The organism is Tannerella forsythia, assembly GCF_003860135.1.
Classification (GTDB): Bacteria; Bacteroidota; Bacteroidia; order Bacteroidales; family Tannerellaceae; genus Tannerella; species Tannerella forsythia_A.
Map to the genome: position 1 here is coordinate 1 of NZ_RQYN01000038.1, position 25803 is coordinate 25803.

Sequence of the window (25803 nt, forward strand, 5' to 3'; positions counted from 1 at the left end):
TATGGTCGAATTTTTGTCCTCTTTTTATTTGCGTATTAATATAGTTTGTTAATTGTCAATTGTTATGCATGGTACATGTTGTAGAGACGTCCAATTTGGGCGTCTCTAATCATATTGTACACTCCGGACCGTGTAATTTGGGATTAATGCCTACTTTTGCGATGAATATCCTAACAGCAAACAGACGATGAGTAACAACAGTGAACCATATCAACAATCGGAATATATGCTTCTCCAACTTACTTCCGACCGATCGCATACACTGTTCAGCACGAAAGCCGGACAGACCTACCACTCTGCCGAAGGCGCCATCATGGAGTCGCTGCATGTATACATCTCGCCGGCTTTTGCTCATTTCCGCGACAAGCCCCGGCTCGACGTGCTCGAAGTAGGGTTCGGGACGGGTCTGAACGCACTCCTGACGATGATGGAAGCAGAAAAAACAAACCGAACCGTCTACTATGAGACCATCGAACCTGACCCTGTCCCCGAGTCTGTTTACACACGACTAAACTACCCCGACGAGCTGAAAACCGGACGAGAGGCCTTTCTGACCCTGCATCGCTCGGCCGACGATGAACCCATCGCGTTCCCCTCATTCCGCTTCGTAAAAAGACAAATCCGCATCGAAGCGTACCAAACCGACAGGCTGTTCGACGTCGTCTATTACGACGCTTTCTCGCCCGATGCTCAACCGGAGCTATGGACACGCGAGATCTTCGAGCACGTCTCTCGCCTTTTGCATCCCGGCGGCATTCTCCTCACCTACTCGGCCAAAGGGACGGTCAAGCAGGCCCTGCGCGAGGCCGGATTCGAGGTGCTGCGCTTACCCGGCGCCGGCAGCAAGCATCACATGCTCAAGGCAATCAGAAAAGAAGAAGCATCGAATAATGACGCTCCTGCACAATCGGCGACACAATAAAGCAAGGCGGCAGTCCGTTTATCAGAGAAAGCGAAAATCAATCACACTAAAACGTATAAATAATGATAACGAATTGGATAATAATGATGGCAACATGTATGATGGGACTGTCGGGCGGAGAGAAATCGCAGACCAACCCCAACGATAAACAACAAGAGAAAGATATCTATCTGGCCGGAGGATGCTTCTGGGGAACGGAACATTTTCTAAAACAGATCGAAGGTGTAAAAACAACGCAAGTCGGATATGCCAACGGCAACAAAAAGAATCCGACCTATCAAGAAGTATGTACGGGTACGACCGATTTTGCGGAGACGGTAAAGGTGGAATACAACGCTGCCACGGCGGAGTTGCCTTTCCTTATCGAGCTGTTCTTTAAAACGATCGATCCTACAAGCCTCAACAGGCAGGGGAATGATCGAGGCACACAATACCGGACGGGGATTTATTATACCGATCCGGCCGATCTGCCGGTCATTCAGCAAACCGTCAACCGTCTGGCATCGGCGTATAAACGTCCGTTGGTGGTTGAAATCAAACCCTTGATCAACTTCTACGCGGCCGAAGATTACCATCAGGATTACCTCGACAAGAATCCCGGCGGTTATTGTCACATCGATCCGTCGCTGTTCAAACTGGCACGCAACGCACGGATGGAGAAGCCTCGAACCTACGCCAAACCGGACGACAGCGTCCTGCGTGAACGGCTCACGCCCGAGCAGTATGCCGTGACTCAGGAGAATGCGACCGAACGCCCCTTCCAGAATGCTTACTGGGACGAACATCGTCCGGGCATTTACGTCGATATTACCACGGGCGAACCGTTGTTCGTCTCGACCGATAAGTTCGATTCCGGATGCGGATGGCCCAGTTTCTCGAAACCGATCGACCGCAAGTTAGTGGTAGAGAAAAAAGACACCTCGCACGGCATGATCCGCAAAGAAGTGCGCAGCTCGACGGGCGACGCGCATCTGGGACACGTCTTCGACGATGGCCCGAAAGACAAAGGAGGACTGCGTTACTGCATCAACAGCGCCTCATTGCGGTTTATTCCGAAAGAAAAGATGGAAGCCGAAGGATACGGTAGCTACATCGGGATGGTCAAATAAATCTTCGGCATCCCTCCACAACCACACCAAAGTTTTTTTCAACAAAGGAAGATTTTTGGGGCCAAAGTTTTTTCTTCTTTCGTCCGGAATGTCTTCCTTTGTGAGGAAATGAACGAAGGGATTTTAGAGAAACTGAAGATACTGGCCGAGTCGGCCAAATACGACGTCTCGTGTGCTTCGAGCGGCACGGTGCGCAGAAACACCTCCGGCGGATTAGGCAATACCGCCGGCGGGATGGGCATTTGCCATAGCTTTACGGACGACGGGCGCTGCGTATCCCTCCTCAAAATCATGCTCACGAACCATTGCATGTACGACTGTGCTTACTGCGTCAACCGTCGCAGCAACGACCACCCGCGTGCCACATTCTCGGTCGGTGAGCTGGTGGAACTGACCATCGAGTTTTACCGTCGCAACTATATCGAGGGACTGTTTCTCAGCTCCGGCGTCATGCGTAGCCCCGACTATACGATGGAACGCATGGTGCGTGTCGTCAAAGACCTCCGTACGGTGCATCGTTTCAACGGATATATCCACCTCAAGAGCATCCCCGGATGCAGTCAGGAGCTGGTCAACGAAGGAGGGCTTTATGCCGATCGCATGAGCGTCAACCTCGAAATCCCGACAGAACAAAACCTGAAACTCCTCGCGCCGGAGAAAGATTTTCAAAGCGTCTTCACACCGATGCGCTACATTCAGCAGGGCATGTTGCAAAGCCTCGAAGACCGGCGCAAATTCCGGCATGCTCGGCGTTTTGTTCCTGCCGGACAAAGCACGCAAATGATCGTGGGCGCGACCTCCGAGACGGATAAGGAAATCCTCACCATCTCGTCCGCGCTGTACCGTAGGCCGAGCATGAAACGCGTTTATTATTCGGGATACATACCGGTGAATACGTATGATAAACGATTACCGGCCGTAAGACAAGCGCCTTTGGTACGTGAGAACCGTCTCTATCAGGCAGACTGGCTCATGCGTTTTTATGAGTTCAGGGCAGACGAGATCGTCGACGACCGTTTCCCGAACCTCGATCCGGAGATCGATCCGAAGCTGGCGTGGGCCTTGCGGCATCCCGAACATTTCCCGGTAGATGTGAACACGGCCGACTATTCGATGATCCTGCGAGTGCCGGGCATCGGTGTGAAGTCGGCCAAGCTGATCGTAGCCGCACGCCGTTACGGCCGACTCACATCGGCACAGTTGAAAAAGATCGGTATCGTGATGAAGAAGGCGCAATACTTCATCACCTGCCGTGAGTTGCCGATAAACACGGTACATGAAGTGACGCCCGAATACGTGCGCCGCATCCTGACCGAACCGAAGAAGCGCAAGATGGCGACAGACGAACGCCAGCTGACCATCCCATGGGCAGAATAGGAGGAGGAAGCGTATGGTGATTTTCTTCTATGACAAGACTTTCGAAGGATTGCTGACAGCCGTTTTCGACGCATATAACCGGAAAACATTTCCGCAACGCCTGATGAAAACAGGCGAAACGCCTCCTCTGTTTACGGACGAAACCTATACGGTGTGGACGCAAAAAGCATCGGCCGATCGGGTATGGAAAGCGCTGGAAAGCAAGCTAAAAAAAGAAGTCTGTAACATGCTGATGCGTGTCTGGCTGTCGGAACTGCCCGGAAGCGATGAACTGCTGTTCCGTTATATCCGCAAAACATTCGACACAGAGCTCGACATCTCTCTGAACTTCGGCGATGCCGATGTGTTGGAAGTCGGTAAGATTGCCCGTAAAGTAGGCCATGAAGCACATTATCTCAAGCAGTTCGTACGCTTTCAGAAAGCGGCCGACGATCTGTTCTTCGCCCCCGTCCGACCGATATATAACGCGTTACCCCTGACCATCGACCATTTCACCGACCGCTTTGCCGACCAGTCTTGGGTGATCTACGACCTGCGACGCAAGTACGGTTACTATTACGACCTGCAAACGGCACGCGAAATCACGTTTACGGACGATGAACAGCTGTTGGGCGGCCGGTTGGACGAATCGCTGATGGCCGAAGACGAACAACTGTTTCAGGACTTGTGGCGCGGCTACTTCAAAGCGATGACCATCAAAGAACGCATCAACCTGCGGAAACAGCGTCAGGATATGCCCGTCCGCTTCTGGCAATACCTGACGGAAAAGCAATAAGTGTTTGTCTGCTCCCGGCCTTATGACGGCACGATACAGAAGGGCATCTGTCCGGCCTGTATCGTGCCGTATCGATTATCGGCTCACATAGTCGTCGAAGTATTTGCAGTATGTACAGGCATCTTTGTAGAAGGCCGTTTCTTTATACTGCGTCAGCTGATTGAAATAATTCACCGTTTCGGCGGGTAAATCGTCGACACCCGTGAAATAATCCTGCCCTTTATACGAACGTTCAAGTTCGTTCTTGGCCAGCGCGAAAAGAATCCGCGCTTTCAGCTCGTCGTCTTTCACTTGTTTGAGCGCCTTTTGCAGGTACTTCCCGGCCAGATCGGTCGTGTTGCGGTAATACGATTCGCCGTAGATCACATAGAACGTCTGTTCGGGATTGGCCATATAGTTGTCTTTCGCTTTCTCTTCGTTATAATCCGAATATTTCTCCGAGAAATAGCTGTTGTCGGTATCGAAACGCAGGTAATGGCGGAAATACCCCGTTGTCGTAACGTTATAGAAAAAGTTTCCGAGCAGGAAATTCGCTTTGGCCGCCTCGGCATCATTTTTCTCGCCGGCTTTCCGGAGCTTCAGCAATGCGTCGGTGACGTCGTTCTCGCTCATCCGTTGTTTGATAAAGGGGAAGTTGGCCAGATAATCGTCGCGCATCACGTCTTTCTCGGCTCCGCTGTACCACTCCCGGATATTGTATCCGAAGATACGGGCGGAGACGTGTATTCTGGCTTTCTTTTCGGCCTGAAAATACCGATGAGCCGCTTCGAGGTTACCCTCCGTCAGGAAAAAAGTTCCGTAGAGGAGGTTGAACGAATCGTCCCGAAGGTTTTTATCGAGCCACGTCTCCAATTCGTTTTTGTTCTTCTTGTTATGAAATGCGGCCAGCTCGTCGAGCAGCGGTTTCTGGAGATTTCTCCGCACCGATGCGAGCGTATTGCTGATCAGAAAAGCCTTGGCATATTCCTTTTGCAGATAGTAACGGTTGGCGAGGATTTGGAGGAACGTCCGGTTCGACGGATTGTTCCGGTCGAGCATCTGCGCGTATTGAGCATGGAGCGTGCGTTCGGTCTCCGGGCTGATCTGCGTCTGCTCGGCTATATAAAGATGGGCGGCGATGATGTCTTTCTGGCGCGCGTAAGTGGCGTCGGCAGTCGTTATCTGCGCGAGGTGGTTACGGGCTTGTGCGAAGTCTTTACGCAGGAAGCAGAGGTAAGCCGTCGTCAAGTTCCAGAAATCTTTTTTGCGTGCCAAACGAATCATCTTGGCAGACAGCTTGTACGATGCTCCCAGAAAATTCGTGATCTCTTTCTCTGTGAGTAACGGATACCGTTTGTCGGCGGCTTTCAGCGAATAAGAATACCGGTCGGCCAACACATCCCGTTCGATGGCATTGATGGCGCGTACCATCAGTACTTTCGCCTCGATGGCGTCGGGATCGGACGAGACGATCTTCTCCAACTCATTCAGCGGATTATTGAAAGCCTTGTATCCGAGCATAAAGTAAAGCGATCGGCGTTCCGCGTCGGTCTGAACGGACGACAACAGACGTTCCGTGTTCCAATCGGCTTGCGGTCTTTCGTTATAGTCATTGTTATGTATCAGAAAGACGGATGCATAGGCCGATTTTTTCAGGTCGGCGGAATACGTAAAAACTTTGATAAAGTCGGAAATAGCTTCTTGTGTCCGGCCCAGTCCGTAGAGTGCGCCGGCCTTCTGACTGAGCGCGTAGTAATACATTTCGGGCTTATAATCGAGTGTTTTGACGTATTTGTCGAACAGCGTCACGGCATCGTTGTATTTCCGGTTGTAATGCGCGAACCGCACGAGCTGATAGCCGTAACGCAGCTTCAGTTCCTTATCCGTCTCGGCGTTCCAGCTACGTATCAAAACGTTGGTAACTTTCTGCTCATCCAGTTCGGACACCTCTTTGAGGTCGCTGTATTCGGAATAGTAGTTCCAGCTTTCGGTTTGACGGATGATGTGCATATAAGGCTCCAAGTATTTGGCATAAGCCAGATAGAGCAAGGCCTGTTTGTGACGCTGCACGAAGTCGGGCGTAAAGAACGCCAGCTTCGGATCAGTCGTTTGACTGCCTTTCGTCAGCGCCTGTATGTCGGCGCGGGTAGCTTTCATCACCAAATAATGCGCCTGATCATAGTTCAGTCCGAGGTATTTTTGCCATTGTTCGATATTGGCATTGCGCGCCTTCCATCGCGGGTTGGCGCTTTCGTAAAAAGGATGGTCGTAGCTTAGCAGGAAAGGAGCGTAACGCGGGTCTTTGATCAGTTCCTGCGAGAAGACGTTGCAATAGTCGGCATCCATCTCATAATAGGAACATCCGAGGGACGGCTGCACAGCGGATACAAAGATCAGAAAAAAGAGACATGTTTTTGCTTTCATCATTATTTCAATTCTTGAATGGTAAATCGTTTTAAAAATCCTTCGCTCAGGTGAAAATAGACGATGCGGTAGTCACGGTCTATCTTCCGATGTAAATATTGTTTGGCCTCAGCCAACAACGGAGGTGTAATTTCCTCGAGTTTCACGGTGAACCCTTGGTTGATATACAGTCCGTGCAAAAAACAATCCTGCTCTACTTCAAACGTATGTTCACCGGTCTGACGGAAGAGAGGCGGCTGCATATCGCCGGCCGAAAGTCCGTTAACGAGCTTCTTCTGACCCAAATGGTTCGTCACGATCCCCCACGAATAAAGCGGAAGAGCGACATCGAACCTTAACGGATAATCGTTGATATTTCGGGTATAAGCTTTGAGGAGCGAGATATCGAGAATCGAGTTGGCCGATGCATCGCCGGTGGGATCGGAGGTCGCGTAGCACATCAGATAACCTTTATCGGCAGGTGGCACGCCTGTCTGCTTCTTATCCTTGATCTGATGGAGGCGTAGCGTACACGATATATTCTTGACTGAACGCTTTTTCAGAATTTCGAGAAAACGGAAGTACGCGTTTCGGGTACGCGCCGTCCAGTCACAGTCGATCTTGATTTCGTGTATTTCCGGAAAACGGTTGACGGTGGCGATGTCCCGAATCAGTTTTAAGGTATGCTCAGCGAGTTCGTCGATCTTCTCGTCCGTCATATCGACAAACGTACGATTCGTAATAAACACCACCGGCACATATTCCGTCGGCAAAATCTTCGCATCGAACCGTTTGATTTTGGCTACGGGCACCGGCGCACCGTCTTTCAGATCAATATCGAAAAGTCGGATAAAAAGCCTTTCACAAGCCAATGAGTCAAAATAGTTCCTTTCCGTTTCGCCGATATGTACATCGGCTTTCCAATAATAAAAGTCGACCGGATGCTTGTGTTCATGGCGGCAAGCCACCGTCAAGACGATCCATAAAAGCCCATATAGTACATGTTTCATTTTCATCTTCATTTTCCCAAACGGGGCGCAGCGGCAGCAGAGAAGATGCCTCGCTGCTTGGAGCGGACATCCTCGATCAGATAAAAAGCATCCGGATCGAACGAATTCACCAGACGAACGACTTTCTTCTCGGATTTACGGCTGACCGCCGTCTCGATAACCGCAACTTCCGAGATTGCTCCTTCTCCTCTGAAACATGTAGAGCCGAATCCGTTATCGTTGAGTAGGCGCGTCAGTTCCGCACCGTCTTTCTTCGTGTAGATGCGGAACAGCAAAAAACCGATGGCAATCTTACTTTCGACCATAATTCCCACGAAATTACCGGCCGCATAACCAGCGGCGTACGAGAGATAAGCCACGATATCGTTGGCGTTGGAAAATATTTGCGAAATCACAATCACCCAGATAAACACCTCAAAGAAGCCGACAACCGGCGCCTTCTTCTTTTCCCCTTTCGAGACGAAGATGATGCGCAAAGTTCCCAAGGTCACATCGCAGATACGACCAAAGAAAATAATAATCGGTGTCAACCAGGGGTAAACCTCTAAAAATTCGAACATAGACGTAAAAAAGTTTTTCGCGTTGTTTGTCACAACGGCGATATTGATAATACGCGACAAAGATAACGTTTTTCCGACGGATTGAGTGAGCAAGATCGCAAACATTAAAATACCTCAATTCATTTTTCCTCTTTTTCTTGTCCGATGGAGGATTTTTATCTACTTTCGCAACTTCATCCCATCAGACAAGTTATTTTAACAATGATACAAGCGCGAGGAATAAGAAAACGCTTCGACAAACTGGAGATTCTGAAAGGTATTGATCTGACGATCGACGCCGGAGAAATCGTCGCCATCGTCGGGCCGAGCGGCGCCGGTAAAACGACGCTGCTGCAAATCATCGGAACGTTAGACAAGCCCGACAGTGGCACGCTTCTGATTGACGGTGTGGAACCGTTCCGGCTCAACGAAAAGCAGGTAGCGGATTTCCGCAACCGTCATATCGGTTTCGTCTTTCAGTTTCATCAGTTACTGCCGGAGTTCACCGCACTCGAAAATGTAATGATTCCCGCGCTGATTGCCCGCCAACAAGCCTCTGCCGCCGAGAAAAGGGCGAAAGAGCTGCTGGATTTTCTGAAACTCTCCGACCGGGTAACGCACAAACCCGCCGAACTGTCGGGCGGCGAGAAACAACGGGTCGCTGTGGCACGCGCGCTTGTCAACCATCCGTCCGTGATTTTGGCGGACGAGCCTTCGGGCAGCCTCGACACGCGAAATAAGGAAGAGCTGCATGCGCTGTTCTTCGACCTGCGAAACGAAATGGGACAGACTTTCGTCATCGTCACGCACGATGAGCAGCTGGCAACGAAAGCCGACCGCATCATTCACATGAAAGACGGACGGATATGAGTACGGCAACACGAACAACATTCGGCCGATTGGGTGTCGTGCTTGCTACCATCGGGAGCGCGGTCGGATTAGGCAATATCTGGCGTTTCCCGTATATGCTGGGCACCAATGGAGGCGGCGCGTTTCTGCTGATTTATCTTCTCTGCGTGTTGCTTCTCGGACTCCCGGCCGTCATCGCCGAGTTCTTCATCGGGCGACACACGCAACGCAATGCCGCCGGAGCCTTCAAAGCCATGGCCCCCGGTACGGCTTGGCGACTGGTCGGATACAACGGCGTCCTGATCGCGTTCCTGATTCTCGGCTTCTATTTCGTCATTGCCGGATGGACTTTCGAGTACCTTTTTCAATCCGTCACCGAACCACTCGCAGGGAAAACGACGGCCGATTTCGAGACCGAATTCACCGATTTTTCATCCGGCGTCTTCCGACCCGTCTTTTGGACTCTGCTCTTTATCGGCCTTACACATTTCATCGTAACGATCGGTGTGAAGAACGGGATCGAACGGGCATCGAAATTCCTGATGCCGCTCCTCTTCGCCATCATGATCTTGCTATGCGTACGCAGCCTGATGTTATCCGGTGCTCGCGAAGGGTTAGAGTTTCTTTTCAAACCCGATTTCGGGAAAATCAACTCGTCCGTCGTGTTCAGCGCCATGGGACAAGCTTTCTTTTCGCTCAGCATCGGCATGGGATGCCTGATTACATACAGTTCGTATTTTCACAAAAAAACCGACTTGCAACGTACCGCGATCGAAGTCGTGGTACTCGACACGCTCGTCGCACTGCTGGCCGGCGTAATGATTTTTCCGGCCGTCTTTCATTTCGGTGTCGAACCGACCGAAAAAGTTGCCCTCGTATTTATCACGCTACCCAATATTTTCGCTCAGATGCCTTTCGGAAACGTATGGGCTTTCAGCTTCTACCTCCTTCTGGGCGTAGCGGCGCTGACGTCTACCATCTCGCTCCACGAAGTAGCCACAGCCTACATTCACGAAGAACATGGCATCAAACGCCAACGGGCAACCGTCTACGTATCGCTCGGCACCTGTATGCTGGCCATGCTCAGCTCACTCTCGTTCGGACTGATGAAAGACTGTACCCTCGTGGGGATGACTTTCTTCGACTGCCTCGATTTTCTGACCGCTAAAATCATGCTTCCCCTCGGCGGTATGCTCACCTGCATCTTTGTCGGGCATCGCGTAGACCAAAAAATCCTGAAAGCCGAACTGACGAACCAAGGCAGCGTACCATTCTACTTCTTCCGGACATACTGCTTTCTGGTCAAATACATCGCTCCCACAGGGATCGGGATGATTATCCTTTATCAGTTCGGCGTCTTCAACATCGCCGGTTAACGTTTAAGGGCGTTGTTGTACAACAACAGGGTCAAACATGCTGTTTAAGGGTCGTTGTTGTACAACAACGGGGCAAAACATGCTGTGGGGCAAAACATGCTGTTTAAGGGTCGTTGTTGCACAACAACGGGGCAAAACACGCTGTTTTAATGTCGTTGTTGTACAACAACGCCTAAAAACCGGAATTTACACAGGGTGACCGGACGTTTTTGTCAGTTTCCGCACGAAGACGCGCGGTTCAAAAACGAAAAATCGGCCGAAGCATCCGTCCTTTTTTCTCTGTCGGCGCAAAATATCGCGGTTTTTGCCTACATTTGTGGCCATTCAAAACAATGTTTAAGATGAAATATAAAAGAATCTTACTGAAGTTGAGTGGCGAATCGTTGATGGGTAACGCAGGATACGGCATTGACGAAACACGCCTCGCAGCGTATGCCACACAGATTAAGGAGATTGCCGACATGGGCATTCAAATCGCAATCGTCATCGGCGGAGGGAATATTTTTCGCGGACTGAGCGGCGCGGCGAAAGGCTTCGACCGGGTCAAAGGCGATCAGATGGGCATGCTGGCTACAGTCATCAACAGTTTGGCACTAAGCTCGGCGCTTCATGCCGCAGGAGTAAAGACTCATGTCATGACAGCCATTCGCATGGAACCGATCGGCGAATATTACAGCAAAACACGCGCCATCGAACGCCTCGAAGCCGGAGAGATCGTGATTATCGCCGGCGGCACCGGCAACCCGTTCTTCACCACCGACACGGCCTCGTCGTTGCGCGGTATTGAAGTCGAAGCTGATGTAATGCTTAAGGGCACACGGGTAGACGGTATTTATACGGCCGACCCGGAGAAAGACCCCTCGGCCGTCAAATTCGACGAAATTACGTTCGACGAAATTTATCGTCGCAACCTGAAAGTCATGGACCTGACGGCTACGACGATGTGCAAGGAAAATGGTCTTCCGCTCATTGTATTCGATATGGACACCGTCGGAAATCTGAAAAAAGTGATGCTTGGAGAACCAATCGGCACGCGTGTGCACGATTGACGTTCGAAACATTACCACAATCCTTTGTGCCGGATGATCAGCATGAAGCAGGATGCTTTCCCTCCCCCATCCTCCTTCCGAATCCGGCATTCTCGGGAGGCATAAGCGCTCTTCCGAATCCGCCTCTTCCCTGCTCCACTCCACCTCTCAGAACCAGCCAGTCTCCCATTTTCGACAAGATGTAAAAAAATAAATATTTCGCACACGGTGCTTTCACCTATGTTTCAATTTTATTTTATACCTTTGTCCGATAATTACTAACATATAAATAAAGATTTACTATGGAAATTTCGCACATTGAGCATCTTGGCATTGCCGTTAACAGCATTGAGGAACATCGTCCTTATTACGAACAGGTATTAGGACTTACATGTTACAGTATTGAAGAAGTACCCGACCAGAAAGTGAAAACAGCGTTTTTCAAAGTCGGACAAACGAAAATCGAATTACTGGAGCCTACCAGCCCCGACAGTACCATCGCCAAATTTATCGAAAAACGAGGCGAAGGGATTCATCACATCGCATTTGCCGTTCCCGACGTACAGCAGTCGCTCGATGAAGCAGCCTCGAAAGGCGTACAACTCATCGACAAAGCCCCGCGTCCCGGCGCCGAAGGACTTCAAATCGCTTTCCTACACCCCAAATCGACACGAGGCGTACTCACCGAACTGTGCATGAAATAATTTTGCCACGAATATTAACTACTAACATCAAAAAATAATGAGTAACCAACTTGAAAAGATAAAAGAACTGATCGCCTTGCGTGAAAAAGCACGTCTGGGCGGCGGTGAAAAAGCGATCGAAAAACAGCACGAAAGAGGGAAATATACGGCTCGCGAACGAATTAACATGCTGCTCGATGAAGGTAGCTTCGAAGAAATGGACATGTTTGTCGAACATCGCTGTGTGAACTTCGGACAAGAGAAGAAGAAAATCCTCGGCGACGGTGTAGTAACCGGCTGCGGTACGATCAGCGGACGACTCGTCTATGTGTTCGCACAAGACTTCACCGTCTTCGGCGGCTCCTTGTCGGAAGCAATGGCACAAAAAATTTGCAAAGTGATGGATATGGCCATGAAAATGGGAGCGCCCTGTATCGGAATCAACGACTCGGGAGGTGCCCGTATTCAGGAAGGTATCAACGCGTTGGCCGGCTATTCGGAAATCTTCCAGCGCAACATTCTCGCGTCGGGTGTCATCCCGCAGATTTCGGGAATTTTCGGGCCGTGCGCCGGTGGCGCCGTTTACTCACCGGCATTGACCGACTTCACCCTCATGACCGAAGGTACCTCGTACATGTTCCTCACCGGACCAAAAGTGGTGAAAACCGTAACAGGCGAAGATGTGACACAGGAAAATCTGGGTGGAGCAAGCGTTCACTCTACGAAATCGGGAGTTACCCACTTCACGGCGGCTACCGAAGAAGAAGGACTTGCCATGATTCGCCAATTACTCAGCTATATCCCGCAGAACAATCTGGAAGAAGCTCCCTATGTGGAATGCAACGACCCGATCGACCGCCTCGACGACAACCTGAACGAGATCATCCCCGACAGTGCCAATCAAGCCTACGACATGTACGAAGTGATCCGGACGATTGTCGATAACAACGAATTCTTCGAAATACAGCCCAGCTACGCCAAAAATATCATCATTGGTTTTGCTCGATTCAACGGTCAGTCGGTCGGCATCGTAGCCAACCAACCCAAATTCCTCGCAGGAGTACTGGATTGCAACGCATCACGTAAAGGCGCGCGTTTCGTACGTTTCTGCGACGCTTTCAACATTCCGATCGTTACCCTCGTCGACGTGCCCGGCTTCCTTCCCGGAACAGGACAGGAATACAATGCGGTGATCCTGCACGGAGCCAAGCTGCTTTACGCATACGGCGAAGCAACCGTGCCCAAAGTGACCGTTACATTGCGCAAATCGTACGGTGGATCGCACATCGTGATGAGCTGTAAGCAACTGCGCGGAGACATGAACTACGCATGGCCGACAGCCGAAATCGCCGTAATGGGTGGATCGGGTGCTGCCGAAGTACTGTATGCCAAAGAACTGAAGGAAGCGGCTGATCCCGCGGCACTCATGGCCGAAAAAGTGGCAGAATACAACAAAGTCTTCGCCAACCCGTATAACGCTGCCAAATACGGCTATATCGACGATGTGATCGAACCGCGTAATACGCGATTCCGCATCATTCGCGCTTTGCAGCAACTTCAAACGAAGAAACTGACGAATCCCGCGAAGAAACACGGAAATATTCCTTTGTAACAATCAATAAACACACGTAAAATGAGAAAAACAGGAATGATTCTGGCTGTACTGATGCTGATCGGCAGTTTCTGTGCCAACGGACAGTCTACTTCTTCCATGCGGCTCAACGAAGTACTCGTCATCAACGTCGATAATTTCGTCGACGCGTACGGCGCGCGGAACGGATGGATTGAACTGTATAACAATTCGCCCGGAACAGTCGACATCAGAGGATGCTATATCACGAACGATAAGAACAACCCCAAAAAATACATGATCCCGAAAGGTGATGTAAAAACAAAAATCGCTCCTCGTCAACATGTATTATTCTGGGCAGACAACAAGCCGTCACACGGCACGTTTCACTTGAATTTCAAACTCGATCCCGATAAAGAGAACGAACTCTTCCTTTACGACTCGGACGGAAGAACATTGATCGATCATGTCACGATCCCTGCCGGTCAACAGCCGGACGTCAGTTATGGCCTGACACTGGATGGCACAGGTACATGGGAAATCCTCTCCAGAGCAACCCCCGACACGAACAACAAAACACTCGATTCGAACGAAAAGATTGAAAACTTCAAGCAAAACGACTCTTGGGGCGTGGGCATGACACTCACGGCCATGACCGTCGTATTTCTGGGATTGTTGATTCTGTTTATCGTATTTAAGCAAGTGGGCAAAACCGCCATCCAAATGAGTCGCCGCAGAGCAGAGAAAGTCAGCGGAGGACGTCCGGTAGCCGGCAATGCCAACGAACCCGGAGCAGTCTTCGCAGCCATCGCAACGGCTCTGTACGAGGTGGCGGAAGATGCGCATGACTATGAGAATACGGTATTGACGATTCATAAGGTCGCACGAACTTATTCGCCGTGGAGCTCGAAAATCTACGGATTACGCAGCATGCCGGATAAAAAGTGAACGAGAGAAAAGGTCTTATTTTGTACAATTATTAACAATTAAATCAATGAAACAATTTAAATATACAATCAACGGCAACATCTATAACGTGACGGTAAACCGTGTAGAAGATGATATCGCAGAAGTGGAAGTGAATGGTACGCCGTACAAGGTAATGATGGACAAACCGGCGAAAAAGACGGTAGCCGCCGTTAAGCGACCGGCACAAGCTCCCACGACATCGACCGGCGCACCGGTCGTTGCGCGTCCGTCAAGTGGCGGAGGCAAAGGGGCCATTAAATCACCGCTACCTGGAGTTATCTTGAGCATCGACTGCAAGGTGGGTGATACCGTTAAAAAAGGGCAAAAATTGCTCGTTCTCGAAGCGATGAAGATGGAAAATACCATCCCGGCCGACCGCGACGGAGAAATTGCTGAAATCAAAGTGAACAAAGGCGATTCTGTACTGGAAGGTACCGATTTGATCATTCTTAAATAAGGAAAGTCATGCAGGAAAGCTTCTTATCATTTTTGGGAGAGAACATGCAGACGTTTCTCTCCTATACAGGATTTGCCAATGCAACAGGAGGGCACTTGATTATGATCCTGATCGGACTCCTATTTATCTTTTTGGCAATCAGATACGAGTTCGAACCCATGCTGCTGATCCCGATCGGATTCGGTATCCTGATCGGTAACATTCCGTTCAAAGATGCGGGATTGCAAGTGGGAATTTATGAAGAAGGCTCCGTACTTAACATCTTGTATCAGGGGGTGGTGAAAGGATGGTATCCCCCACTGATCTTTTTAGGTATTGGCGCAATGACGGACTTCTCGGCATTGATTTCCAACCCCAAGCTGATGTTGATTGGAGCAGCGGCTCAATTCGGTATTTTCGGCGCTTATATCATTGCATTGCAAATGGGATTCGAGCCGAGTCAGGCCGGAGCCATCGGTATCATCGGTGGTGCGGACGGCCCTACGGCCATCTTCCTTTCATCCAAGTTAGCCCCTAACCTGATGGGAGCCATCGCGGTGTCAGCCTATTCGTACATGGCGCTCGTGCCGATCATCCAACCGCCGTTTATGCGTATACTAACGACGAAAAAGGAACGGCTGATCCGTATGAAACCTCCGCGTGCCGTATCGCAGACCGAGAAGATTATCTTCCCGATCATCGGACTTTTGCTCACGTGTTTCCTTGTTCCGTCGGGCCTACCGCTCTTAGGGATGCTCTTCTTTGGAAATCTGTTAAAAGAAAGTGGAGTAACGCGTCGTTTAGCAGAGACTGCCCGCGGTCCGCTAATCGATACGATCACGATTCTGTTGGGGGTAACAGTCGGTGCCTCTACACAAGCGACCCAGTTCCTTACTTGGGACTCCATTAAGATCTTTATGCTGGGAGCCTTGTCATTCGTGATTGCTACGTGTGCTGGAATTCTGTTCGTGAAGTTCTTCAATATTTTCCTGAAAGAAGGCAACAAGATCAACCCTCTGATCGGAAACTCCGGAGTATCTGCCGTACCGGATTCGGCGCGTATTTCGCAAACAGTCGGGTTGGAATACGATCCGAGCAACTACTTGCTGATGCACGCCATGGGGCCGAATGTGGCAGGCGTAATCGGATCAGCTGTTGCAGCCGGTATTCTGTTGGGATTCCTGGGCGGATAATTGATCATACCGATTCTACCAATCGAGTAGGAGGAAAACGAAGTAGTTTTCTTCCTACTTTCGTTTTCCGACCTCTCACACCACCGTACAAGCGGTTTCGCATACGGCGGTTTCACAATCTATATGCATTTGCTTATGATGCGAATCCAGCGTTAAAAAATAAGATACAAGAAAGCGAGCGCCAATTTTCCGAAGATGTGCACCAGTAGTCCGTTGGTTGATCTTACTTTCATCGCTCTTTGAATATTTGTTTTTTTGTTCAGCCAATTAATGTCATCTCCCCAAGCCTGTTTGAAGACCGTTAGACCCAAATTACGCGATGCACTGTTCGGCGTTTATTAATAATGGACGTACGAATGTACGACGATGATTATGTCAGGCTTACAGCCCTCCGCCGAGATGCGATGACTTTTTCCCCAACGCTTCGCATTGGGCTGAATTAAGGCGCCCTTTCGGGGCTTTTACAACAATCAGCCTTCAGCCGGCCAACAACTCCACAAATAAACATCTCAACATTTCAACAACTCAATACCCGAAGAGCATACAAGGGCTGAAAGCCCGGATTATTTCAGCCCCATCCCGCAAGGGTGGGGGATCGACATCCGAAGGCCTGAATGAAATTCATGCTTATTTCTTCTATTGCGGAATCTGAGATGAATATGTCATTCCGAATATAGTGAGGAATCTCACACCGAAAAAGAACGAGATTCATCGCTCGCGCTTTGAATGACAAATGTCCGAACGCGAATTTCGCAAATAACCGCGAATCAACGCAAATTAAACTGGTAAAACTTGTCATAGACTTGTGCAACTTGTGGTTAAATGCTTACTTCTGACTGACAACTCAACAATTCAACAACTCAACGCCCGAAGGGCTTCACTCTTCGTTTTTCACTTTCCCATAACCATTCATACATCTGGTGTGATGTTCAAAAAAAATCGTACCTTTGTCGGCTGAATGATAGAGACAAAAAACAAATCAAATTCAAAAAATCAATGAACAAAAAAGCGATATTAATCATTTGTGACGGCTGGGGAATCGGCGACAAGAAGAAAGACGACGTGATTTCGTGCACGCCCACGCCTTATTGGGACTATCTGTTGGAAACGTATCCGAACTCGCAGCTTCAGGCTTCGGGCGAAAATGTGGGACTGCCCGACGGTCAGATGGGAAACTCCGAAGTAGGACACCTCAATATCGGCGCCGGACGCGTGGTCTATCAAGACCTCGTGAAGATCAATAAGGCTTGCCGCGACAACAGCATCCTGAAAAATCCGGAAATCGTCCGTGCCTACGAATACGCCCGTACGACGGGTAAAAATCTTCATCTGCTCGGACTGACGTCGGACGGCGGTGTACACAGCTCGCTCGACCATCTGTATAAGCTGATCGACATCGCTCATACGTACGGCATCCAAAATACATTCGTGCACTGCTTTATGGACGGACGCGACACCGACCCGAAAAGCGGCAAAGGATTTATCGAACAACTCACCAAACATTGCGCGGAAAAGACGGGTACGGTGGCCAGCATCATCGGACGATATTACGCGATGGACCGTGACAAGCGCTGGGATCGCGTCAAAATGGCCTACGACTTGCTGGTGGAAGGCAAAGGTAAACCGGTGACGGATATGGTGCAGGCCGTGCAGGATTGCTACGATTCGGATTCGGAAGCACATAAAAATACGGACGAATTTATGGAGCCGCTCGTCAATAGCGCCGTCGACGGACGCATCAAAGAGGGCGATGTGGTTATCTTCTTCAACTTCCGTAACGACCGTGCCAAGGAGCTGACTATCGTCCTCACACAGCAGAATATGCCTGAGCACGGAATGAAAACAATTCCGAATCTGCAATATTTCTGCATGACCCCCTACGATGCGACCTTTAAGAATATGCACGTGCTTTTCGATAAGGATAACGTGGAAAATACGATGGGAGAATACGTGTCGTCCAAATCGCTGAAACAATTACACATGGCCGAGACGGAGAAATACGCGCACGTAACGTTCTTCTTCAACGGTGGCCGTGAGAAACCGTTCGAAGGCGAAGACCGCATCCTCGTACCGTCGCCCAAAGTGGCTACGTACGACCTGAAACCGGAGATGAGCGCGTACGAAATCAAAGACAAACTCGTAGAAGCCATCCGTACGAACCAATACGACTTCATCGTCTGCAACTATGCGAATGGCGATATGGTGGGACATACGGGCGTGTACGAAGCGATTGAAAAAGCGGTCGTAGCCGTCGATGCCTGCCTGAAAGAAACGGTCGAAGCGGCTAAAGAAGCCGGCTACGAAGTGATTGTGATTGCCGACCACGGAAACGCCGATCACGCGTTGAATGAAGATGGCACCCCGAATACGGCTCATTCGCTCAACCCCGTGCCGTTCGTCTATGTCACCGAGAATAAATCGGCGAAGGTCGCTGACGGTATTCTGGCCGACGTAGCTCCGTCGCTGCTTCATATCATGGGACTGGAACAGCCGAAAGAGATGACGGGCCAAAACCTGATTCAAGACTGAAACAGACCTCGTAAACGAATCTCAACGTAGAAACAGAAAAAAGGGTGTGTGGCATCGGGCCGGCCGGAAGACCTGCCTGTGAACATACCCTTTATCGAATTATCCGATGATACAAATCGACGATACATTGGTCAGCCTCGACCTGATTGAACGCTCATTCTTCTGCGACCTTGCCAAATGCAAAGGCGAATGCTGCGTCGAAGGCGACGCGGGCGCACCGCTCGAAAAGGAAGAGTTCGACATCCTCCGCCGGATTCTGCCCGAAGTATGGAACGATCTCTCGCCGGAGGCACGAGAAGTCATCAACCGTCAGGGAGTCGCGTGTATCGACGCGGACAACGACATGGTCACGTCGATCGTCGACGGCAAAGATTGCGTCTTCACGTATTACGACGCGGAGGGCACGTGCAAATGCGCCATCGAAAAAGCGTATCGCGAAGGACGTATCAACTTCATGAAACCGATCTCCTGCCACCTCTACCCCGTACGTATCACACAGCACAAACATTTCCGCGCCGTCAACTACCACCGCTGGAAAATCTGTCGCGCGGCCGAAGTGCTTGGCGAACACAAGCGCATGCCTGTTTATCGCTTCCTCCGTGAACCACTGATCCGCTGTTTCGGAAACGAATGGTACGAAGCCCTCGACGCTTGTGCCAAAGCGTTGGAGAAAAGTTGAAGCGTTGAGTCGTTTGGACTGATGATGGCTGAATGCTGAACGCTTATTAAAATTACGAATGACAAATTACGAATTACGAGGTCCGAACACGAATTTCGCAAATGGACGCAAATGAACACGGTACGCACTGTAGAAGCGCAATTCATTGCGTCTCTACACCGTGTACCCGGAATGACAATTAACCATTGACAATTAATAAATGTGTGTTCGCCTCTACATTCATAAACAATCAAACAACTAAACGAATCAACACCTAAACAACTCAACGCCCGAAGGGGTTACTCCGCTATCACGAAGTCGAGCTGTTTGCGTTCGAGGTTGGCCTGTGCGATTTTGACCGTCAGCGGATCGCCAAGACGGTATGTGCGTTTGCGTCTCCGGCCGACTAACGCATAGTTCTCTTCGTCGAACGCGTAGAAATCATCGTCCAGATCGCGGATGGGCACCAGCCCTTCGCATTTGTTTTCGTTCAGTTCGACATACAACCCCCACTCCGTTACGCCTGAGATTACGCCGTCGTAGACCCGACCGATCTTATCGCTCATAAACTCTACCTGCTTGTATTTGATGGAGGCCCGTTCGGCGTTGGCGGCGATCTGCTCCATCTGCGAACAATGGTCGCAAAACTCCTCGTAGCGGTCTTTCTTCACGCTTCTTCCACCCGTAGCGTAGCGTTCGAGCAGACGATGCGCTATCATATCGGGGTATCGCCGGATGGGCGACGTGAAATGCGAATAGTAGGGGAACGCCAGTCCATAATGACCGATGTTCTCGGTCGAGTAACGGGCTTTTTGCATGGAGCGGATAGCCAGCGTCTCGATCAGGTTCTCTTCGGGCTTCCCTTGCGCTTTATCGAGCAGGTTATTGATGCCTTTCGTCAGTTCGCTCTTGCTCCCGTCGGCTTTCAGTTTGTAACCGAAACGGCGGATAAACTCGGCAAAGCTCTTCATCTTCTCGGGATCAGGCTGTTCGTGAATACGGTAGACAAACGTTTTCTTCGTCTTCCCCTTGGGTAGTTTGCCGATCGACTCGGCCACCACGCGGTTCGCCATCAACATAAACTCTTCGATGAGTTTATTCGCCTCCTTCGACTCTTTAAAGTAAACGCTGAGCGGCTTGCCTTTTTCATCGATCTCGAACTTCACTTCGTAGCGATCGAAGTCAATGGAGCCGCTCTCAAAGCGAGTCTTGCGCAACTGCTGCGCGAGATGATGGAGGGTCAGGATCTCGTCTTTGTAATCGCCCTGCCCCGTTTCGATGATGCTCTGAGCTTCTTCGTACGTAAAGCGGCGGTTGCTTTCGATGATCGTACGTCCGATGCGCGAAGCCAAAATCTCGGCCTCGTCGTTCATCTCGAGGATGACGGAAAAAGTCAGTTTTTCTTCGTTAGGACGAAGCGAGCAAAGGTTATTACAGAGCGACTCGGGCAGCATCGGAATCGTGCGGTCGACGAGATAAACGGACGTCGCACGTTCGTAAGCTTCTTTGTCGATGACACTGCCGGGCTTCACATAGTGCGTCACGTCGGCAATATGTACGCCGACTTCCCAATGACCGTTCTCCAGCTTACGCAACGACAGCGCATCGTCGAAGTCCTTCGCATCTTTCGGGTCGATAGTGAAGGTGACGACATCGCGGAAATCTTCGCGTCCGGCACGGTCTTCATCGGTGATCTCGGTGGGAATGCGGTTCGCCGCTTCTTCCACCTTTTCCGGATACGTGTAGGGCAGGCCGAACTCGGCCAGAATAGCGTGCATCTCCGTATCGTTATCACCGGCTTTACCTAGAATATCAATGACTTCTCCCAGCGGATTCTTAGCGCCTTCGGGCCACTCGATAATACGTACCACGGCCTTGTCGTTGTTCCGTCCGCCGTGCAAATGCTCACGCGGGATAAAGATATCGTTCGAGAGGGTCTTGTCTTCCGTTACTAAGAACGCGTAATCCTTGGCAATTTGCAATCGTCCGACGAAGGTACTTTTCTTGTTTTCGAGCACCTCCATCACTTCGGCCTCCGGCTCGGCGCCTCTGCGCCGCGCAAAAAGCTGCACACGCACCTTGTCGCCGTCCATCGCATGGTGCGAGTTGCGTTCGGCCACGCGGATCGGTTCGCCGCCGTCTTCGGGCAGAAACGCGTTGCGGCCGTTGCTCCGTCGCTGGAAGATGCCGACGGCAACGGTGCCGAGGCTGTTGAGGCGGAAACGTCCCGGCTCTACCTCGGCCAAAATACCGTCGTAGGTGAGGTCGTAAAGCAGATCGGAGACGTAGAGTTTCTGCACCTGTGCTTCGATGCCGATGGATTTACTGATTTGCTTATAGTTGTAAACCGCCTTCGGGTTCAGCTGAAAGGTGTTCAGGACAGCCTGTACGATGGCTTCTTTTTTCATTCGTTTGCTGCGCGAAGTCTTCTTTTGTTTCTTGTCGTTTTTTCGATTCGGCTTTGCAGCCGTCAGGTCTTTCTTTTTTCTAATTTTCATTGTCTTCTTTCTTTAACTCCTGCCCAAAATAATTCGGACGCACACCGATGGCTCCCGGTTTGCAGGCAAATATGCAGCCGCTCAGAGGATAGGCGGCCAGTTCTTCATCGGTCAGCCCTTCGCGGGCTGTGGTAATGTACAGCGTGTCCATGTTTTCACCGCCGAATGTACAGGAAGTCACGTTGGGCGCGGGCACTTCCACTTTCATGATCAATTCGCCGGTGTAGGCATTGTAGCAATAGACGCCGAAACCTCCCCATTGCGCCACCCAAAGGTTATCGTTCCGGTCGATGGCCATTCCGTCGGGCATCCCGCTACCCTGCGGGATGTTGACAGCGATACCGTTGGCAATGATGTCGCCCGAGCGCGCGTCGTAACGGTAACGTTTGATTTTACCTGTCGGCGTATCGTTATAATAAATGTATTTCCTGTTTCTCGACCAGACGATACCGTTCGAGATGCTCACTCCTTTCACCATCGCGTCGACTCTCCCGTTGGGACGGACACAGTACAGGGTCGCTTTTCCTTTTTCGCCGTCGTGGCTCATCGTACCGACCCACAGCCATCCGTTGGGCGAGCATTTGCCGTCGTTGCAACGTAAGCTGCCGCCTCTCGTTTCGATCGGGGCAATTTCTTCCTTAGCCTTGCTTTTCAGATTCAGACGAACGATGCTGTTCTCAAGTGCTACGACCATCGTCTCCTCACTTTCGGGAACCACCGTGGTGACCTTCCGGTCGAACTTCCATGAGCGGCATTTCTTCTTCTGCGGCAAAAACTCATACAGCGTTTTACCTTCGATATCAACCCAGAACAGCGACTGCCGGTCGGGATGCCAAATCGCGCCTTCGCCTAATTGGGCTTCGGTCTGGTACACGACTTCGGCATTGATATGCTCAACCTGCGAGCACGATACCGCCACCCCCATCAGTATGACGGCACAGAGCAAAAGTCCTATCTTTCCGAAGCCACGCATTATTTCACCTGAATGATTCGTTTGATTTCGCTTAACTTATTCAACGCTTCCAAAGGCGTTAAATTGTTTACATCTAAATTTTTTATTTCGTCGCGCACCTGACTGAGCACCGGATCGTCGAGCTGGAAAAAGTTCAACTGATACCCTTCACCGCCCGAAGCAAGCCCTCGAACAGGCTTCGTTGAGGCTCCGTTCTGGCTGTTATCCGCCTCCATCTGTTTCAGTATTTCATTCGAGCGTTTGACGATGCTTTTCGGCATGCCCGCCATCTTCGCGACGTGGATTCCGAAGCTGTGTTCGCTGCCGCCCGGCGTCAGTTTACGCAGGAAGATGACCTTTTTACCCGATTCCTTGACCGATACGTTGAAATTCCGGATACGTTTGAAAGAGCGTTCCATTTCGTTCAGCTCGTGGTAATGCGTGGCGAAGAGCGTCCGCGCGGCCGCCTGAGGCTGTTCATGGATATACTCGACGATCGCCCACGCGATGGAGATGCCGTCGTAGGTGCTCGTTCCGCGTCCCAGCTCATCGAAGAGCACGAGGCTGCGAGGCGAAAGATTGTTGAGGATATTGGCCGCCTCGTTCATCTCGACCATAAACGTCGATTCGCCTACCGAGATGTTATCCGACGCCCCGACGCGGGTAAATATCTTATCTACGCGCCCGATCCGTACGCTGTCGGCCGAGACGAAGCTGCCGATTTGCGCCATCAGCGTGATCAGCGCCGTTTGCCGCAGCAACGCCGATTTACCGGCCATATTCGGTCCGGTGATGATCAGAATTTGCTGCTGTTTCTTATCCAAATACACGTCGTTGGCCACATACGGTTCGCCCGTCGGGAGCTGTTGCTCGATGACGGGGTGACGCCCGCCTTTGATGTCGATCACGTCCGAATCGTCGACTACCGGACGTATGTACCGGTTACTCTGTGCCGTCCGCGCGAACGAGATCAGGCAGTCGAGCCGGGCAATGATGTGAGCATCCTGCTGAATGGGACGGATATACTTCGTCAGTTCGGCCACGAGTTCACTGAAGAGCTGCATCTCGAGCGAGAGGATCTTCTCCTCGGCGCCGAGGATTTTTTCTTCGTATTCCTTCAGTTCTTCGGTGATGTAACGCTCCGCATTGACTAACGTCTGCTTCCGGATCCATTCGGGCGGGACCTTGTCTTTGTGCGTGTTGCGCACCTCGATGTAATAGCCGAACACGTTGTTGAATGCGATCTTCAGGCTGGGGATGCCGGTACGCTCGCTTTCGCGTTGTTGCACCCTCATCAGGTAGTCTTTCCCGGAATAGGAAAGTTGGCGCAACTCATCCAGCTCGCTGTTTACGCCATGCGCGATGACGCCTCCTTTGTTGACGAGCGCCGGCGGCTCATTGCATATTTCTTTCGCGATGCGCTCGCTGATCGTGGCGCACGGGTCTAACTGCTCGCCGAATGCCTGCAACGACGGCTCGTTGCAGTTAAGGCAGATCTCCCGTATCGGAGCGATAGCCTGCAAGGCCGTTTTCAGTTGCACGACCTCGCGCGGCGAGACACGCCCGACAGCCACTTTCGAGATGATCCGTTCCAAGTCGCCGATTTCGCCGAGCAACCGGCACAGCTCGTCTTTGTCGTCCGGATGACGGAAGAAGTATTCGACCGTATCTTGCCGGCGGCGGATGGCGTCGAGGTCTTTCAGCGGAAAGAGCAGCCAGCGCCTGAGCAGGCGTGCGCCCATGGGCGAGGTGGTGCGGTCGAGGATGTCGAGCAGCGAGATGCCCCCTTCGTTCATCGTCTGCACCAGCTCAAGGCTGTGAACGGTAAACTTATCGAGCCGCACATACCGGTCTTCCTCGATGCGCGATAACGTGCTGATATGAGAAACCTGCGTATGTTTCGTCTGATCGAGGTAAATGAGAATGGCTCCTGCCGCAATAATCCCCTGCGACAAATCGGCCACGCCGTAACCCTTCAGACTCGTAATCTCGAAATGTTTGAGCAAGCGTTCGTCGGCGGTCGAAGAGGTGAAGACCCAGTCGTCCTGCTCAAAAAGACAGTAGTGCGATCCGAATGCCTCGCCGAAACGACTGCGCAGGCCACGTCTGACAAGCACTTCCTTCGGAGCGAAGTTCGTCAGCAGTTTATCGATCGTTTCGGTCGTTCCTTCGGCCGTCAGAAACTCGCCGGTCGAGATATCCAGAAACGCAATGCCGCAGAGGCTTTTCCCGAAATGCACCGCGGCAAGGAAGTTATTTTCGCGATGGTCTAAGACGTTGTCGTTAATCGACACGCCGGGCGTAACAAGTTCCGTGACGCCGCGTTTGACGAGCTTCTTCGCTAACTTCGGGTCTTCCAGCTGATCGCAGATAGCCACTCGGCGTCCGGCGCGTACGAGCTTAGGCAGGTACGTGTCGAGCGCATGATGCGGAAAGCCGGCCATCTCGACGTGCTGCGCCGCGCCGTTGGCACGCTTTGTCTGTACGATGCCGAGGATATCTGCGCCGACCACGGCATCTTCGCCGTACATCTCGTAGAAGTCGCCGACACGAAACAGTAGGATCGCATCAGGGTGCTTCGACTTGATGTCGAAGTATTGCTTCATCAATGGGGTTTCGACTATTTTAGACACAATCGGTTGTTACGTTTATTTTGTTTGAACAAAGATAACGCAAATTTTGCCGGCAAGCCCTCATTTTCATGTTTAATTTTGTTAGTAGGCTTAGTATTTAACTGTTACGACAGGGGTGATTGGGAGTCAGCTATCAGTAATCAACGTTCAGATACCACAAGTTGCACAAGTCTTTTACAAGTTTCACAAGTTTAATATTGTTATGCGTAACACATGGCGTAGAGACGCAATGGCTGCTGAAAACTGAACTTCCGAAAGATTGATCGTAGCGCGTATTCATTCTCCTTTCATCCTTCTTCCAGCTGTTCAGAACGA

Annotated in this window: 21 protein-coding genes; 14 read left to right on the forward strand and 7 right to left on the reverse strand. The window is 50.9% G+C overall.

Annotation, left to right across the window (positions count from 1 at the left end; genetic code table 11):
- The first annotated feature begins 187 nt into the window (after positions 1-187).
- The 4 genes from mnmD to EII41_RS09660 all read left to right on the forward strand — a co-directional run bounded on the left by mnmD (position 188) and on the right by EII41_RS09660 (position 4183).
- Complete coding sequence (gene mnmD, locus EII41_RS09645) at positions 188-922, forward strand: tRNA (5-methylaminomethyl-2-thiouridine)(34)-methyltransferase MnmD (protein WP_124790423.1); 735 nt, start codon at positions 188-190, stop codon at positions 920-922.
- Between the two features lie 98 nt (positions 923-1020).
- Positions 1021-2031, forward strand: coding sequence for a peptide-methionine (R)-S-oxide reductase MsrB (gene msrB, locus EII41_RS09650; RefSeq protein WP_411292593.1), 1011 nt, complete (start codon positions 1021-1023; stop codon positions 2029-2031).
- Between the two features lie 108 nt (positions 2032-2139).
- Complete coding sequence (locus tag EII41_RS09655; protein ID WP_124790425.1) at positions 2140-3408, forward strand: putative DNA modification/repair radical SAM protein; 1269 nt, start codon at positions 2140-2142, stop codon at positions 3406-3408.
- Between the two features lie 13 nt (positions 3409-3421).
- A complete protein-coding gene (locus EII41_RS09660; RefSeq protein ID WP_124790426.1) occupies positions 3422-4183 on the forward strand; it encodes a TIGR03915 family putative DNA repair protein in 762 nt (253 codons plus the stop codon).
- A 75-nt stretch (positions 4184-4258) separates the two neighbouring features.
- Here EII41_RS09660 and EII41_RS09665 read toward each other — a convergent pair whose 3' ends face one another.
- From EII41_RS09665 to EII41_RS09675, 3 genes are read right to left on the reverse strand one after another with little or no spacing between them, the layout of a single operon-like run.
- Positions 4259-6586: a hypothetical protein gene (locus EII41_RS09665; RefSeq protein WP_221620717.1), complete on the reverse strand. Its 2328-nt coding sequence runs from the start codon at positions 6584-6586 to the stop codon at positions 4259-4261.
- A gap of 2 nt (positions 6587-6588) precedes the next feature.
- Positions 6589-7581: a hypothetical protein gene (locus EII41_RS09670; RefSeq protein WP_124750506.1), complete on the reverse strand. Its 993-nt coding sequence runs from the start codon at positions 7579-7581 to the stop codon at positions 6589-6591.
- 2 nt (positions 7582-7583) lie between these two features.
- Complete coding sequence (locus tag EII41_RS09675) at positions 7584-8135, reverse strand: DUF2179 domain-containing protein (RefSeq protein ID WP_124750505.1); 552 nt, start codon at positions 8133-8135, stop codon at positions 7584-7586.
- A gap of 201 nt (positions 8136-8336) precedes the next feature.
- Here EII41_RS09675 and EII41_RS09680 point away from each other — a divergent pair, with 201 nt between their 5' ends.
- The 3 genes from EII41_RS09680 to pyrH all read left to right on the forward strand — a co-directional run bounded on the left by EII41_RS09680 (position 8337) and on the right by pyrH (position 11388).
- Positions 8337-8984, forward strand: a complete 648-nt coding sequence (locus EII41_RS09680; RefSeq protein WP_124790428.1) for an ABC transporter ATP-binding protein — start codon at positions 8337-8339, stop codon at positions 8982-8984.
- Positions 8981-10339, forward strand: coding sequence for a sodium-dependent transporter (locus EII41_RS09685; RefSeq protein WP_124790429.1), 1359 nt, complete (start codon positions 8981-8983; stop codon positions 10337-10339). The genes EII41_RS09680 and EII41_RS09685 overlap by 4 nt, the downstream gene beginning before the upstream one ends.
- Before the next feature lie 341 nt (positions 10340-10680).
- The gene (gene pyrH / locus EII41_RS09690) at positions 10681-11388 is read left to right on the forward strand and encodes a UMP kinase (RefSeq protein WP_124750502.1); all 708 of its coding nucleotides are present in this window, start codon (positions 10681-10683) and stop codon (positions 11386-11388) included.
- A gap of 37 nt (positions 11389-11425) precedes the next feature.
- On the opposite strand, the gene EII41_RS14035 is transcribed toward pyrH, so the two are convergent.
- Complete coding sequence (locus EII41_RS14035; RefSeq protein WP_148091746.1) at positions 11426-11605, reverse strand: hypothetical protein; 180 nt, start codon at positions 11603-11605, stop codon at positions 11426-11428.
- Positions 11606-11669: 64 nt separating this feature from the next.
- On the opposite strand from EII41_RS14035, the gene mce reads away from it, so the two are divergent.
- The 7 genes from mce (at position 11670) to EII41_RS09730 (ending at position 19426) form a co-directional block, all read left to right on the forward strand.
- Positions 11670-12071 carry a methylmalonyl-CoA epimerase gene (gene mce / locus EII41_RS09695; RefSeq protein WP_124750501.1) on the forward strand — a complete coding sequence of 134 codons (402 nt, stop codon included), beginning with the start codon at positions 11670-11672 and terminating at the stop codon, positions 12069-12071.
- Positions 12072-12108: 37 nt separating this feature from the next.
- Positions 12109-13662 (forward strand): acyl-CoA carboxylase subunit beta, encoded by a 1554-nt coding sequence (locus tag EII41_RS09700; protein ID WP_124750500.1) that lies wholly within the window; start codon positions 12109-12111, stop codon positions 13660-13662.
- A gap of 21 nt (positions 13663-13683) precedes the next feature.
- Positions 13684-14568 (forward strand): OadG family transporter subunit, encoded by an 885-nt coding sequence (locus tag EII41_RS09705; RefSeq protein ID WP_124790430.1) that lies wholly within the window; start codon positions 13684-13686, stop codon positions 14566-14568.
- A 46-nt stretch (positions 14569-14614) separates the two neighbouring features.
- The gene (locus tag EII41_RS09710) at positions 14615-15046 is read left to right on the forward strand and encodes an acetyl-CoA carboxylase biotin carboxyl carrier protein (RefSeq protein WP_124790431.1); all 432 of its coding nucleotides are present in this window, start codon (positions 14615-14617) and stop codon (positions 15044-15046) included.
- An 8-nt stretch (positions 15047-15054) separates the two neighbouring features.
- Positions 15055-16218 (forward strand): sodium ion-translocating decarboxylase subunit beta, encoded by a 1164-nt coding sequence (locus EII41_RS09715; protein WP_124790432.1) that lies wholly within the window; start codon positions 15055-15057, stop codon positions 16216-16218.
- A gap of 996 nt (positions 16219-17214) precedes the next feature.
- Positions 17215-18747, forward strand: coding sequence for a 2,3-bisphosphoglycerate-independent phosphoglycerate mutase (gene gpmI, locus EII41_RS09725; protein WP_124790433.1), 1533 nt, complete (start codon positions 17215-17217; stop codon positions 18745-18747).
- Positions 18748-18853: 106 nt separating this feature from the next.
- On the forward strand, positions 18854-19426 hold the full coding sequence (locus tag EII41_RS09730) for a DUF3109 family protein (RefSeq protein ID WP_124790434.1): 573 nt from the start codon (positions 18854-18856) through the stop codon (positions 19424-19426).
- 278 nt (positions 19427-19704) lie between these two features.
- Here EII41_RS09730 and rnr read toward each other — a convergent pair whose 3' ends face one another.
- Genes rnr through mutS form a run of 3 tightly spaced genes read right to left on the reverse strand, consistent with a single transcriptional unit; the run spans position 19705 to position 25461 of the window.
- Entirely contained in the window at positions 19705-21903 is a 2199-nt protein-coding gene (gene rnr, locus EII41_RS09735; RefSeq protein ID WP_124790435.1) for a ribonuclease R, read from the reverse strand.
- Positions 21893-22876 carry an SMP-30/gluconolactonase/LRE family protein gene (locus EII41_RS09740; protein WP_411292592.1) on the reverse strand — a complete coding sequence of 328 codons (984 nt, stop codon included), beginning with the start codon at positions 22874-22876 and terminating at the stop codon, positions 21893-21895. The genes rnr and EII41_RS09740 overlap by 11 nt, the downstream gene beginning before the upstream one ends.
- Complete coding sequence (gene mutS, locus EII41_RS09745; protein WP_411292594.1) at positions 22876-25461, reverse strand: DNA mismatch repair protein MutS; 2586 nt, start codon at positions 25459-25461, stop codon at positions 22876-22878. Before mutS ends, EII41_RS09740 begins: the two co-directional genes overlap by 1 nt.
- Positions 25462-25803: the final 342 nt, after the last annotated feature.

Bases quoted from the DNA above. Each gene is read 5' to 3' on its own strand.
- EII41_RS09700 (WP_124750500.1), top strand. From the start codon at position 12,109: ATGAGTAACCAACTTGAAAAGATAAAAGAACTGATCGCCTTGCGTGAA.
- EII41_RS09665 (WP_221620717.1), bottom strand. From the start codon at position 6,586: ATGAAAGCAAAAACATGTCTCTTTTTTCTGATCTTTGTATCCGCTGTG.
- EII41_RS09685 (WP_124790429.1), top strand. From the start codon at position 8,981: ATGAGTACGGCAACACGAACAACATTCGGCCGATTGGGTGTCGTGCTT.
- mutS (WP_411292594.1), bottom strand. From the start codon at position 25,461: ATGAAGCAATACTTCGACATCAAGTCGAAGCACCCTGATGCGATCCTA.
- rnr (WP_124790435.1), bottom strand. From the start codon at position 21,903: ATGAAAATTAGAAAAAAGAAAGACCTGACGGCTGCAAAGCCGAATCGA.
- EII41_RS09705 (WP_124790430.1), top strand. From the start codon at position 13,684: ATGAGAAAAACAGGAATGATTCTGGCTGTACTGATGCTGATCGGCAGT.
- EII41_RS09670 (WP_124750506.1), bottom strand. From the start codon at position 7,581: ATGAAAATGAAACATGTACTATATGGGCTTTTATGGATCGTCTTGACG.
- EII41_RS09660 (WP_124790426.1), top strand. From the start codon at position 3,422: ATGGTGATTTTCTTCTATGACAAGACTTTCGAAGGATTGCTGACAGCC.
- gpmI (WP_124790433.1), top strand. From the start codon at position 17,215: ATGAACAAAAAAGCGATATTAATCATTTGTGACGGCTGGGGAATCGGC.
- mce (WP_124750501.1), top strand. From the start codon at position 11,670: ATGGAAATTTCGCACATTGAGCATCTTGGCATTGCCGTTAACAGCATT.
- EII41_RS09675 (WP_124750505.1), bottom strand. From the start codon at position 8,135: ATGTTCGAATTTTTAGAGGTTTACCCCTGGTTGACACCGATTATTATT.
- EII41_RS09740 (WP_411292592.1), bottom strand. From the start codon at position 22,876: ATGCGTGGCTTCGGAAAGATAGGACTTTTGCTCTGTGCCGTCATACTG.
- pyrH (WP_124750502.1), top strand. From the start codon at position 10,681: ATGAAATATAAAAGAATCTTACTGAAGTTGAGTGGCGAATCGTTGATG.
- EII41_RS09715 (WP_124790432.1), top strand. From the start codon at position 15,055: ATGCAGGAAAGCTTCTTATCATTTTTGGGAGAGAACATGCAGACGTTT.
- EII41_RS09710 (WP_124790431.1), top strand. From the start codon at position 14,615: ATGAAACAATTTAAATATACAATCAACGGCAACATCTATAACGTGACG.
- mnmD (WP_124790423.1), top strand. From the start codon at position 188: ATGAGTAACAACAGTGAACCATATCAACAATCGGAATATATGCTTCTC.
- EII41_RS09680 (WP_124790428.1), top strand. From the start codon at position 8,337: ATGATACAAGCGCGAGGAATAAGAAAACGCTTCGACAAACTGGAGATT.
- EII41_RS09655 (WP_124790425.1), top strand. From the start codon at position 2,140: ATGAACGAAGGGATTTTAGAGAAACTGAAGATACTGGCCGAGTCGGCC.
- EII41_RS09730 (WP_124790434.1), top strand. From the start codon at position 18,854: ATGATACAAATCGACGATACATTGGTCAGCCTCGACCTGATTGAACGC.
- msrB (WP_411292593.1), top strand. From the start codon at position 1,021: ATGATGGGACTGTCGGGCGGAGAGAAATCGCAGACCAACCCCAACGAT.